This window comes from Streptomyces sp. NPDC052042 (assembly GCF_044548345.1).
Lineage (GTDB): Bacteria > Actinomycetota > Actinomycetes > Streptomycetales > Streptomycetaceae > Streptomyces.
Window position 1 is genome coordinate 317,799 of sequence record NZ_JBIUBU010000003.1, and the last position, 12,643, is coordinate 330,441.

The 12,643-nt window shown below is 70.2% G+C and carries 10 protein-coding genes and 1 pseudogene; 3 read left to right on the forward strand and 8 right to left on the reverse strand.

The features are described 5' to 3' along the window. Positions 1 to 6: 6 nt before the first annotated feature. From ACIHCL_RS08750 to ACIHCL_RS08760, 3 genes are all read left to right on the forward strand, one after another. On the forward strand, positions 7 to 2,388 hold the full coding sequence (locus tag ACIHCL_RS08750; RefSeq protein ID WP_399858624.1) for a polysaccharide lyase 8 family protein: 2,382 nt from the start codon (positions 7 to 9) through the stop codon (positions 2,386 to 2,388). A gap of 425 nt (positions 2,389 to 2,813) precedes the next feature. Continuing rightward, positions 2,814 to 4,397: an acyl-CoA carboxylase subunit beta gene (locus ACIHCL_RS08755; protein ID WP_399858626.1), complete on the forward strand. Its 1,584-nt coding sequence runs from the start codon at positions 2,814 to 2,816 to the stop codon at positions 4,395 to 4,397. Between the two features lie 108 nt (positions 4,398 to 4,505). Beyond that, the gene (locus tag ACIHCL_RS08760; RefSeq protein WP_399858629.1) at positions 4,506 to 4,706 is read left to right on the forward strand and encodes an acyl-CoA carboxylase subunit epsilon; all 201 of its coding nucleotides are present in this window, start codon (positions 4,506 to 4,508) and stop codon (positions 4,704 to 4,706) included. Between the two features lie 192 nt (positions 4,707 to 4,898). Here ACIHCL_RS08760 and ACIHCL_RS08765 read toward each other — a convergent pair whose 3' ends face one another. The 8 genes and pseudogenes from ACIHCL_RS08765 to ACIHCL_RS08800 form a co-directional block, all read right to left on the reverse strand. Further along, positions 4,899 to 5,480 (reverse strand): GTP-binding protein, encoded by a 582-nt coding sequence (locus tag ACIHCL_RS08765; RefSeq protein ID WP_399858632.1) that lies wholly within the window; start codon positions 5,478 to 5,480, stop codon positions 4,899 to 4,901. Further along, positions 5,461 to 6,087 carry a DUF742 domain-containing protein gene (locus ACIHCL_RS08770; protein WP_399858635.1) on the reverse strand — a complete coding sequence of 209 codons (627 nt, stop codon included), beginning with the start codon at positions 6,085 to 6,087 and terminating at the stop codon, positions 5,461 to 5,463. The genes ACIHCL_RS08765 and ACIHCL_RS08770 overlap by 20 nt, the downstream gene beginning before the upstream one ends. An 87-nt stretch (positions 6,088 to 6,174) precedes the next feature. Then, on the reverse strand, positions 6,175 to 6,588 hold the full coding sequence (locus ACIHCL_RS08775) for a roadblock/LC7 domain-containing protein (protein WP_030757628.1): 414 nt from the start codon (positions 6,586 to 6,588) through the stop codon (positions 6,175 to 6,177). 10 nt (positions 6,589 to 6,598) lie between these two features. Next, complete coding sequence (locus ACIHCL_RS08780; RefSeq protein ID WP_399858637.1) at positions 6,599 to 9,916, reverse strand: nitrate- and nitrite sensing domain-containing protein; 3,318 nt, start codon at positions 9,914 to 9,916, stop codon at positions 6,599 to 6,601. Between the two features lie 350 nt (positions 9,917 to 10,266). Then, a complete protein-coding gene (locus ACIHCL_RS08785) occupies positions 10,267 to 10,848 on the reverse strand; it encodes a GTP-binding protein (RefSeq protein WP_399858640.1) in 582 nt (193 codons plus the stop codon). Further along, a complete protein-coding gene (locus ACIHCL_RS08790) occupies positions 10,829 to 11,236 on the reverse strand; it encodes a DUF742 domain-containing protein (protein ID WP_399858642.1) in 408 nt (135 codons plus the stop codon). Before ACIHCL_RS08790 ends, ACIHCL_RS08785 begins: the two co-directional genes overlap by 20 nt. 129 nt (positions 11,237 to 11,365) lie before the next feature. After that, the gene (locus ACIHCL_RS08795) at positions 11,366 to 11,779 is read right to left on the reverse strand and encodes a roadblock/LC7 domain-containing protein (RefSeq protein ID WP_399858974.1); all 414 of its coding nucleotides are present in this window, start codon (positions 11,777 to 11,779) and stop codon (positions 11,366 to 11,368) included. A 9-nt stretch (positions 11,780 to 11,788) separates the two neighbouring features. Next, a pseudogene (locus tag ACIHCL_RS08800) lies at positions 11,789 to 12,643 on the reverse strand (histidine kinase); the annotation flags it as partial.

The following is a 12,643-nucleotide window of genomic DNA, read 5'->3' on the forward strand; positions in this document are numbered from 1 at the left end:
CCGCACATGCCCACACCGCCCGAATGGTCACGCCGTACCCTGCTCGCCCTCTCGGCGGGCACGGCCCTGGCCGTCGCCGTCCCCGGCTCGGCCATGGCCGCGAGCGCGTCCGCGACGACGGCGACCGGGCTCGGCGGAGCCGCGGGCGCCGACGAGTTCGACGAACTGCGCGGACGGTGGATCGGCATCACGCTCGGCACCGGCTTCGACGCGACCGCCGAGCCCTACGCGTCCCGCCTCACCGCCCTCGGCACCCGGGCGCGGGCGTTCCGGTCCACGATGAGCCCGCAGCCCGGCTCGCTGTGGCCCGACGCCCCGTACGACCCGCCGGCCGGCATCACCCAGGCATACAGCAGGCTGTGGACGATGACCCAGGCGTACGCCCAGCCCGGCACCGGATCCACCGGTGACGCCGCGCTCCTCGCCGACGTCGTGCGCGGCTACGACCACCTCGCCGCGACCGCCTACCACACCTCCGTCAAGCCGTACGGCAACTGGTGGGAATGGCAGATCGGCAGCCCGCGCATCCTCATGGACATCACCGCCGTCCTGTACGAGCACCTGGGTGCCGCCCGCGTCGAGGCCGCCCGCGCCGCCGTCGACCACTTCATCCCCGACTCGGTGCTCCGCGACTACAGCGGCACCTCCACCGGCGCCAACCGCGTCGACCTGTGCCGCTCCGTCGTCATGCGCGGCGTCCTCGGCCGGGCCCCCGCCAAGATCGAACTGGCCCGGGACGCGCTCTCGCCCGTCTTCCCGTACGTCACCTCGGGCGACGGCCTGTACGCCGACGGTTCGTTCATCCAGCACACCACCATCGCCTACTCCGGCACCTACGGCCAGGTCATGCTCGACGGGCTCGGCCGCCTCTTCGCGCTGCTCGCCGGATCGGCCTGGGCCGTCACCGACCCGAACCGGCAGATCATCCTCGACAGCGTCGAGAAGGCCTATGCCCCGCTGATCTACAACGGCCTCGTCATGGACAGCGTCAACGGCCGGGCCATCAGCCGCGGCATCCTGAAGAGCGACGACCTCCAGATCCTGCGCGGCGACCACTTCCACGGGCAGGGGATCATCGCGGGCATCGCGCTCCTCGCCCAGGGCGTCTCGGTGGAGGAACGCGACCGGTGGTACGGCATGATCAAGGGCTGGATCGCCCGCGACCGCACCAGCCCCATCCTCGCCGCCCCCCAGTACGGCATCGCGGACCTGTCCCGGCTGCACGCGGTGCAGGCGAGCGCCGTGCGGGCCGCGCCCGAGCGGGTCGGCCACCACCTCTTCGCGGGCATGGACCGGGCCGTGCACCGCCGTCCGCACTGGGCCGCCGGCATCTCCATGGCCTCCCAGCGGATCTCGTACTACGAGTGCGGCAACGGCGAGAACCCGCGCGGCTGGCACACTGGCGCCGGAATGCTCTACTGGTGGCCCGACGGCCGGCAGGGCGACCAGTACACCGACTGGTTCTGGCCCACCGTCGACCCCTACCGGCTGCCCGGCACGACGGTGTCCACCAAGCGGCTCGCCGACCGGGCGGGCGGCGAATGGGGCGCCGCCAAGCCCGCGACGAGCTGGGTCGGAGGGACTACCGACGGAGAGTTCGCGGCGGTGGGCCAGCACCTCAAGGGCCTCGGCTCGACGCTGCAGGCCCGCAGGTCGTGGTTCTGCCTCGACGACACGGTCGTCTGCCTCGGCGCGGGCATCACCAGCACCGACGCGACGCCCGTCGAGACGGTCGTCGACAACCGCATGATCGGCGAGAACGGCACCGCCGCCTTCACCACCGAGGCGAGCCGCGCACCCCGTTGGGCCCACCTGGACGGGCACGGCGGCTGGGTGTTCCCCGATGGCGCCGCCGGACTGCGCACCCTGCGCGAGGACCGCACCGGCGCCTGGTCCGACATCAACACCACCAGCTCCCCCGAGCGCCGTACCCGCCGCTACCAGACCCTGTGGCTCGACCACGGCACCGACCCCGTCGACGCCGACTACGCGTATCTGCTGATGCCCGGTGCCTCCCGGGCGGCCGTCACCGCCCGCGGCGCCGACCGGCAATGGCTGACCGTGCACGCCAACACCGCCGCCGCGCAGGCCATCTCCGTCCGCTCCCTGGGCGTCACCGCCGCCAACTTCTGGGAGCCGGGCGAGGCTGGACCGCTCTCCGCCACGGCCCCGGCCGGCGTCCTCGTGCGCGAACGCGGACGCACCATGACCGTGTGCGTCAGCGGTCCCGATCGGAGCGGCGCCCCGGTGGACGTCGTCTGGGAGCGCCCGGTGCACCGGGTCGTCTCCGCGGACCCCGGCATCGAGGTGCTCGCCACCGGGCGGCGCCTGGTACTGCGGGTCCGGCCTGGGACGGACGGGCGCACCTTGAGGTGTGACGTCCGGTAGGCGACGCCCCGGCGCGGGGAGGTCCGTCGGGCGACGTGCGCCGGCGGACCTTCCCTTCCGCGCCCGAGCCCCACATGTGTCAGGGTTCGTACGAGCACGCCGGGGGGTGTGTACGGAGCGCGCCGGGGATGTGCACGGAGCGTGCGTGGGGCGTGGGCACGGAAGGGGCCGGGGGAGGCCGGTGGCGGACCTGCGGCGGGGCGTACCCTGTGCGGAACGCCCGACCGGAGGACGCCCCGAGGCTGACGGGAGTGTGCGGCAGACCACAGGGGTGGTTTATCGAAAACCCACAACGTCGGACCGGTGGAAGCTGGAACTTCGCCTGCATGGCGTGGACACACTGTCGGGCCCCACCAGGAATCGGGCCGGGAGACTGTGCGGAGTCGACGGAAGAATTTGCTTGCCGGGGTTCGTAGGGTCGGTACATGACCGTTGTGGACGAAACCTCGGGCGACCCGAGTGACACCCGCGGCCGGGTGGCCGAGCTGTTGGCGCTGCGTGAGCAGGCTCGTCGCGGACCGAGCGACCGGGCGACCGAAGCGCAGCACGCCAAGGGGAAGCTGACGGCGCGCGAGCGTATTGAGCTGCTGGTCGATCCGGGTTCGTTCCGGGAGGTCGAGCAGCTGCGCCGGCACCGGGCGACCGGTTTCGGTCTGGAGGCGAAGAAGCCGCACACGGACGGTGTGGTCACGGGGTGGGGCACGGTCGAGGGCCGCACGGTCTTCGTCTACGCGCACGACTTCCGGATCTTCGGCGGTGCCCTGGGCGAGGCCCATGCCACGAAGATCCACAAGATCATGGACATGGCCATCGCGGCGGGTGCCCCGCTGGTGTCGCTGAACGACGGCGCGGGAGCCCGTATCCAGGAGGGCGTGAGCGCGCTCGCCGGATACGGGGGGATCTTCCAGCGCAACACCAAGGCGTCGGGCGTCATCCCGCAGATCAGCGTGATGCTCGGCCCGTGCGCGGGCGGCGCCGCCTACTCCCCGGCGCTGACGGACTTCGTGTTCATGGTGCGGGACACCTCGCAGATGTTCATCACCGGTCCCGACGTGGTCAAGGCGGTCACGGGCGAGGAGATCACCCAGAACGGCCTGGGCGGCGCGGACGTGCACGCCGAGACGTCGGGGGTGTGCCACTTCGCGTACGACGACGAGGAGACCTGCATCGCGGAGGTCCGCTACCTCCTCTCGCTCCTCCCGCAGAACAACCGCGAGAACCCGCCGACGGTCGCCTCCGACGACCCGGTCGACCGGCGCGGCGACGTCCTGCTGGACCTGGTCCCGGCCGACGGGAACCGCCCCTACGACATGCACAAGGTCATCGAGGAGCTCGTCGACGACGGCGACTACCTGGAGATCCACGAGCGCTGGGCCCGCAACATCGTCTGCGCCCTCGCCCGCATGGACGGCCAGGTCATCGGGATCGTGGCCAACCAGCCGCAGGTCCTGGCCGGTGTCCTGGACATCGAGGCGTCCGAGAAGGCGGCCCGTTTCGTCCAGATGTGTGACGCGTTCAATATCCCCATCGTCACTCTTCTGGACGTACCCGGCTTCCTGCCGGGCGTGGATCAGGAGCACGGTGGAATCATCCGGCACGGTGCGAAGCTGCTCTACGCGTACTGCAACGCCACCGTGCCGAGGATCTCGCTGATCCTGCGCAAGGCGTACGGCGGTGCCTACATCGTGATGGACAGCCAGTCCATCGGTGCGGACCTGACATACGCCTGGCCGACCAACGAGATCGCCGTGATGGGTGCGGAGGGCGCCGCCAACGTGATCTTCCGGCGGCAGATCGCCGAGGCCGAGGACCCGGAGACCATGCGGACCCGCATGGTCAAGGAGTACAAGGCCGAACTGATGCACCCGTACTACGCGGCGGAGCGCGGCCTGGTCGACGACGTCATCGACCCCGCCGAGACCCGCGAGGTGCTCATCGCCTCGCTCGCCATGCTCCGCACCAAGCACGCCGACCTGCCCGCCCGCAAGCACGGCAACCCCCCGCAGTAGTCCCCGGCCACCGCCGCGAGAACACCGCGAGGCCGCCGGGCCCGCGACGATCCGCGAAGAACCCGCCCTGACCTGCGAAGACCTGCCGAGAAGACGGAGAATCCACCCATGAGCACTGCCACAGCCTCCGTGCTGCGCGTCGAAAAGGGCCTTGCCGAGCCCGAGGAGCTGGCCGCCATAACCGCCGTCCTGCTCGCCCGCGCCGCCGCCCAGCCCGACACCCCCGCCCACTGCGGCCGTACCACCGCCGGGTGGCGCCGTCTGGAGCGCACCTCGGGCTTCCGCGCCCCGCACTCCTGGCAGCGCTGAGCTCCTGGCAGCGCTGGGCTCCTGAGAGCGCTGAGTTCCCGGCAGTGCTGAGGGACGCCACGACGCACTGATGCCCCGTACCTCCGGGAGACCGGAGGTACGGGGCATCAGTGCGTCGTACGGCGTTCCCTCTCCGTGTTCTGCTCGGGGACGCCCGTGGACGTCCCCGAGCAGAACACGGAGGTCACGGCATTAGCGCAGGCGTGCCATCAGTGCGTGTTCGACGAGGGTGATCAGTCCGCTCTTGGCGTCGGCGCGGTGGCGGGCGTCGGTGGTGATGATCGGGGTGTCGGGTCCGATCTGGAGTGCTTCGCGGACTTCGTCGGGGGTGTAGGGCTGGTGTCCGTCGAAGCCGTTGAGGGCGATGATGAAGGGGAGTCCGCTGTTTTCGAAGTAGTCGACGGCGGGGAAGCAGTCGGCGAGGCGGCGGGTGTCGACGAGGACGACGGCGCCGATGGCGCCGCGGACGAGGTCGTCCCACATGAACCAGAAGCGGTCCTGTCCGGGTGTACCGAAGAGGTACAGGATCAGGTCCTGGTCCAGCGTGATCCGGCCGAAGTCCATCGCCACCGTCGTGGTGGTCTTGTCCCCCGTGTGCGTCAGGTCGTCGATGCCCGCGGACGCGGACGTCATCACGGCTTCGGTGCGCAGCGGATTGATCTCCGAGACGGCACCGACGAACGTGGTCTTGCCCACGCCGAAGCCCCCTGCCACCACGATCTTCGCCGAGGTAGTGGAGCGGGCCGCTCCGCCGCTAGAGCTTGCGAAGTCCACTGAGCACCCTTTCGAGCAGTGTCACATCTGGCTGGCCGCCGGCGGACTCGTCGCCGCCGGGCTGATGGATAGCGACGAGTCCGGCCTCCGCCAGGTCGGCTACGAGGATCCGGACAACGCCGAGGGGTATCGAGAGCAGCGCCGAGATCTCGGCGACCGACTTGATCTCGAAGCACAACCGGCAGATCCGCTGGTGCTCGGGCAACTGCCCTTGCAGCCGCGACGGATCGGCCGTGGTACTGACCAACGCCTCAATCGCGAGTTGGTAGCGCGGTCGGGTCCGGCCGCCGGTCATGGCGTACGGACGGACGAGGGGGATGTGCGCGGCAGCGGCCGGCTCGGTGGCCTGTCGCGGCGGCACGGGCTGACTACGGGGCGATCGGGGCGGGACGTCGTGGTACGGCCGCTGCGAGGGCCACGCGGGCTCCTGCGGGCCGTTCTGCGGCTGCCCCGGCTGCTGAGGCCACTCCTGGGGCTGGTAGGGCCGGTACGGCCGCTGTACGCCCTGTCCGCTGGGAGCGGAGGGGAAGTTGAAGGGGTTGCTCCCGTGCTCACCCGGCACGTCCTGGCCACGGCTGTACCGGTGCCCGTCTGGGGGTGTTGTCACGATTCCTCCTCCGCCTGCCGGTCCCGACCGGTGGGTCCGCGCCACCGCACCTTATGGCTCGGTGGCGTGAAACGCACTGTCCGTTTCTCAGTTAAGAAGACTTCCTTGGAGTTCGGCTCGGAGGTCCGGGGTGAGGACGGTGCCCGCTCGGTCGACCAGGAGGGCCATTTCGTAGCCGACCAGGCCGATGTCGGCTTCCGGGTGGGCGAGTACGGCCAGTGAGGAGCCGTCGGAGATGGACATGATGAAGAGGAACCCTCGCTCCATCTCCACGACCGTCTGGTTCACGGCGCCGCCCTCGAAGATCCGGGAGGCGCCGGAGGTCAGCGAGGTCAGACCGGAGGCGACGGCCGCGAGCTGGTCGGCTCGGTCACGGGGGAAACCTTCGGACATGGCCAGCAGGAGTCCGTCGGCGGAGACCACCACCGTGTGGGACACCCCGGGGGTGTTGTCCACGAAGTTGGTGATCAACCAGTTCAGATTCTGCGCCGCCTGGCTCATCGGGCTCACACTAACGCTCCTGGTTGTAGGTGTTACTTGTGTCCGAACCCGCGTTACGTCCCCGCAGTACGCCTCGCCGCAGGTTGCTCAACCTGCCGCGGACGTCCTCGGGCGCGCGGGAGACCTGTGGGCCGCCCTGCGGTGTCTGCTCCGCCGTACCCTCGACCAGATTGGCCCTGGGCACCCGCCGGGGAAGTCCGGACGGGGTGACCCCGCCCGCCTTCGGGTCACGGAGCTGCTCGGCCCGCGTCCAGCGTTCGTCGTTCGTCGAACGCCAGTCGTCGGAGCCGTCGTCCTGCCGCGCCGGTGACGGCCGCGGCGGTTCCTCCCGCTGCTCCGGCCGCTGCGCGGCAAGCGGCTGGTTGTCGCCGCGACCGGTGGGCTGCCAGTGCTGCTGACCGCCCCGCCGCGGCAGACCGGCTTCGGTCAACTCGTGGCCGGAGTTCGGGATGGGCCCCGGACGGTTGAAGCCTACGCTTTCCCGCGCTTCGGCGGGGGCGCTCAGAGTCGATTCCGTTTCCGCCCCGGACAGCGGCTCGTACGACTCCTGTTGGGCGTCCCGGTCCGCCCACTCGTCCTGCTGCGGACCAGTGGTGAACGCTTCCTCCTGCACCGGCCGGCCGGCGACGCCGGACGCATATGCCTCTTCCGGATACGAGGCTTCCGGATAGGCCGGCTCCGGGTACCCGTCCGGGGCGATGGGACCGGGCTGTCCGGCGGGGGACGCGTGGCCGCCCGCGTGAGGAGCCGCGGCGTACGGCTCCTGGCCGTACTGCCCCTGCCCGTACTGCTCCTGGCCGTAAGGCTGTTGCCCGTACTGTTCCCCGCCGTACTGTCCCTGGGCGTACTGCTGCTGCTCCGGCTCCCTCGCGTACCGCTCCTGGCCGTAGCCGTTCTCCGGGTATCCGTTCTCCGTGTACCCGGCCCCGGTGTACCCGTGCTCCGGGTACCCGTTCTCCGCGTACGGATCCTGGGTGAACTGAGGCTGCTCACCGGCCGCCGGGCCGCCCAGCGCGGCCCGGCGCTCCTCGCGCAGCAGCGAGCGGCCCACCGGGTCCATCGGTGCGGCCCCGGTGGGCTGCTCGTAGCGGGAGTCGTCGAAGCCCAGCTCGGCCGCCGTGCGCATCCGGTTCGGCGCGACGGGCTGTTCGGTCCCCGGCTGCTCCGGGATGATCGAGGAGACGGTGAAGTCGCCCTGCGCCTCGGCGGGTGCGCCACCGCCGCCGTGCGTGATGACGTCCGGCAGCATGACCAGCGAGGTGGTGCCCGCCAGTTCGCCCGAGGGACGCAGCTGGACCCGGATGCCGTGCCGGTCCGAGAGCCGGCCGACCACGAACAGGCCCATCCGCTGGGACACCGTGGCGTCCACCGTCGGCGGGTTGGCCAGCCGGTGGTTGATGTCGGCGAAGTCCTCGGGGGTGAGCCCGATGCCCTTGTCGTGGATCTCGATCACCACCCGGCCGTCGGGCAGCCGGGTCGCGGTGACCCGCACCTTGGTCTGCGGCGAGGAGAACGTGGTGGCGTTCTCCAGCAGTTCGGCCAGCAGATGGACCAGGTCGGTGACGGCCTCGCCGTGGATCTCGGTCTCCGGCACACCGGACACATCGATGCGCTCGTACGACTCCACCTCGGAGCACGCGGCCCGCACCACGTCGACCAACGGGACCGGCTGGTTCCAGCGGCGGCCCGGCTCCTCGCCCGCGAGGACGAGGAGGTTCTCGCCGTTGCGGCGCATGCGGGTGGCCAGATGGTCCAGCCGGAACAGGTTCTCCAGCTGGTCCGGGTCGGCCTCGTTGTTCTCCAGGTCGGTGATGAGGGTCAGTTGGCCCTCGATCAGGGACTGGTTGCGACGCGAGAGGTTGGTGAAGATCGCGTTGACATTGCCCCGGAGCATGGCCTGCTCGGCCGCCAGCCGGACCGCCTCGCGGTGCACCTGGTCGAAGGCGCGGGCGACTTCGCCGATCTCGTCGTGGCTGTCGATCGGCAGCGGCCGGACACGGGTGTCGACCAGCCCCGGATCGTTCCTGGACAGCTGGTCGACCAGCATCGGCAGCCGCTGCTCGGCGATCTGGAAGGCGGCCGTGCGCAGCTCCCGCATCGAACGGCTCATCTGCCGTGCCATCAGTCCGGCCAGGACGAAGGCGGCCAGCAGGGCCACGAGTACGACCGCGGCGTCGACGACGGCGTCTTTGCGGGCCTCGGACGAGATGCCCGCCGCCTCGGCCACCGCCTTGTCGACGAGTTCCTTCTCGACCGTGCCGTAACCCTCGAACTTGGCCGTGGCGGCCGCCATCCACGTCTCCGGTGTGACGCCCTTCGCGGCCAGTTTCTCGGGGGACTCGCCCCGCGCGATGTGCTGGGCCATGCCGTCGAAGACCGAGCCGTCGGCGCTCGGCGGCTCGACGAACGGGGTGCCCGCCGCCTCGGCCCGCTCCTTCGCCTTCTTCAGCTCCTGAGCCCCGGCGGCCGACTGGGCGGTCATGACCTGCTTCAGCCGCTTTGCGTCGGCCTCCGTACCACCGGAGCTGAACTCGTTGAGCGCGATCCGTTCCAGGTAGTTGTACGAGCCGAACGCCTTCACCTGGGCGTCGAAGGTGGCGTCCTTCCGGCTCGGCCGCACCAGCAGATGCATGCCGATGGAGCGCTGAAGCGATTCTGCGGCCTGGGCCAGCTGGATCGCGTAGACCGTGCGGCCGTAGCTGGTGATGTTGCCGGTGCCCAGACCCAGTTCGTTGGCGAACTCCATCAGGGAGTGCTGCACCTGGACGTAGCCCTCTTCCGTCCTCACCGGGTCCATGCCCTCGGCGTAGGCGGACTTGCGCAGCTCGGGGAGCTTGGGCTCCTCCAGCCGGAACAGCCGCAGGCGCCGTTCCAGACCGTGCTTCGCGGGCATGTCCTTCACGGCTTCGTCGAACTTGGCCGCGGCGGCGTCGGTGGTGGCCCGGACCTGGTCGATGGTGGCGTCGTCGCGGTTGTTGGACAGCAGCGGGCGGGCGGAGAGGTCGCGTTCGTCGAGGAGCGCCTGACCGTACTCCGAGGCCGCACGGACGATCAGCGCGGTCTTCTCCGCGTCCTGGGCCTCCCGCCAGGTGTCGATGGACCCCTTCACCTGGAAGCCGCCCATGACCAGGCCGACCAGCACCGGAATGAGGAGGATGGCGTTCAGCCGGGTGGGCACCCGCCAGTTGCGCGGGGCCATTCGGCTCGTACTGCCACGGGGCGCCGTCGCTTCGGACGCGTCGACGGGCGATGCCACGGCACGCGGCGGCGGCGGGGTGAAATTGCCCCGCTCAGGCTGCGCCGCGGAGCCATCCTTGCTTCGCCTCACTCGAACAACAACCTCTCGGCGTCGGCACCTACGCTGTGCCGTATTTCGTTCAGGGCCGTACTACTCAGAAGTTCGTCGAATTCCAGCACGGGGAGCGGTCGCGTTCCAAACACTCGGAATCGGCCATTCCGAGTGGTCCAAGCCTCAGATAAAACGGGCATAAAGAACAAGCCCCGCCAAAAGGCGAGGCTCATGTGAGCGTAGCGGCACCGATCGGTCGCTTCGGGTGCTGAACTCGGGGTAATTCTCTGTCGAAACGTTATGAAGCGGGGGGCGGATCGTGTCAAAGGACACAGCCCCGCCCCCGCGGGTCGCTTAGGTAACTACCGTACCGCTGTTCCGACTTGTACCTACTTGAGCCGTGCCATCAGTGCGTGTTCGACGAGGGTGATCAGTCCGCTCTTGGCGTCGGCGCGGTGGCGGGCGTCGGTGGTGATGATCGGGGTGTCGGGTCCGATCTGGAGTGCTTCGCGGACTTCGTCGGGGGTGTAGGGCTGGTGTCCGTCGAAGCCGTTGAGGGCGATGATGAAGGGGAGTCCGCTGTTTTCGAAGTAGTCGACGGCGGGGAAGCAGTCGGCGAGGCGGCGGGTGTCGACGAGGACGACGGCGCCGATGGCGCCGCGGACGAGGTCGTCCCACATGAACCAGAAGCGGTCCTGTCCGGGTGTACCGAAGAGGTACAGGATCAGGTCCTGGTCCAGCGTGATCCGGCCGAAGTCCATCGCGACGGTCGTCGTCGTCTTGCCGGCGGTGTGCGTCAGGTCGTCGATGCCCGCGGAGGCCGAGGTCATCACGGCTTCGGTGCGCAGCGGGTTGATCTCCGAGACGGCACCGACGAACGTGGTCTTGCCCACGCCGAAGCCCCCTGCCACCACGATCTTCGCCGAGGTAGTGGCCCGGGCCGCTCCGCCGCTAGAGCTTGCGAAGTCCACTGAGCACCCTTTCGAGCAGTGTCACGTCCGGCGTGCCGCCGACGTCTCCGTTGCCCGGCTGGTGGATGGCCACCATGCCGGCTTCCGCCAGGTCCGCGACGAGGATCCGGGCCACGCCGAGCGGCATCGACAACAGCGCCGAGACCTCGGCCACCGACTTGACCTCACGGCAGAGGTGGCAGATCCGCTGGTGCTCGGGGAGCAGTGTCGCCATGTGCGCGGGGTCGGCCGTGGTGGAGACCAGCGCCTCTATGGCGAGCTGGTAGCGGGGCCGGGTCCGGCCGCCGGTCATGGCATACGGGCGGACCAGCGGCTGGTCGCCTTCACCGTCGTACGACGCGTGGTGCAGTGCGCCGTACGGATCGGATGAGGCGGGTGGCGGGGTCATGAATCCTCCGGGCGTGACAGCAGAGTGTCGGCTTGCCGTCTGAAGGGCCGGTGGGGCTCTAGGCGGCCGGACGGGCGAGGGCTGTGGGCGTTTCCTGAGCGGTCGGGTCTGTGCCGGTTCCGCGGTCGCCTACTGGAGCAGGCTTCCTTGGAGTTCGGCTCGGAGGTCCGGGGTGAGGACGGTGCCCGCTCGGTCGACCAGGAGGGCCATTTCGTAGCCGACCAGGCCGATGTCGGCTTCCGGGTGGGCGAGTACGGCCAGTGAGGAGCCGTCGGAGATGGACATGATGAAGAGGAACCCTCGCTCCATCTCCACGACCGTCTGGTTCACGGCGCCGCCCTCGAAGATCCGGGAGGCGCCGGAGGTCAGCGAGGTCAGACCGGAGGCGACGGCCGCGAGCTGGTCGGCTCGGTCACGGGGGAAACCTTCGGACATGGCCAGCAGGAGTCCGTCGGCGGAGACCACCACCGTGTGGGACACCCCGGGGGTGTTGTCCACGAAGTTGGTGATCAACCAGTTCAGATTCTGCGCGGCCTGACTCATCGGGCTCAACTAACGCTCCTGCTGGTGAGTGGGGCCGAGTGGAAAGCTGCCGGTCGACTGGTTGTTGGCCTGCCGACCCTGCTGGATGCCCCGGCGGAGATTGGTCAACCGCCCGCGCACATCATCGGGCGCACGCGACACCTGGGGACCCGGCTGGTGGTTCTGCTGCTGGGCGGTGCCCGGCACCAGGTTCGCGCGAGGTACCCGGCGAGGCAGTCCGGAAGTGGTGACTCCGCCTGCCGCGGGATTCTTGACCCGCTCCGCCTGCCGTACGAGTTCGTCGTTCGGCGAGGGGCGCCAGGTGCTCGTGGGGGCACCCGAGTCCTCTCCCACGAGGTCCGGCGCGGCAGGAGCGAAAGGCTCCTCCGGGTCGGTCCGCTGGTGGGAGGCCGGCTCCTGCGGCTCGTCGGGCGGCTGCTGGCCGCCCTGCTGCGGACCGCGGAACCAGTCGGTCTCCAGGGTGTCGTACAGCGGCGTACCGCCGTCGCCCGGGAGGGCGACGGGCGGCAGCGCGTCGTGCCGCGGCTGCGACGGCGGGACCGGGCGGTACTGTCCGTCACCGGCGGCGGTGGGCGCGGCGGGCGACTGCGGTACGCCGAAGTCCTCGTCGTCCCGGCTGCGCTGGCGCGGCGCCGACAGCCCCTGATCCCGCACCGGGGCGGGCTGCTGCCCGAAGTCGGGGCGGGTGAACTGCCCGGTGTTCGCCGGGTCCTGGTGCTGCCCGAAGTCCGGACGGGCGAACTGCGCCGTGCCCGCGGGGTCCTGGTGCTGCCCGAAGTCGGGGCGGGTGAACTGCCCGGTGTTCGCCGGGTCCTGGTGCTGCCCGAAGTCCGGACGGGCGAACTGCGCCGTGCCCGCGGGGTC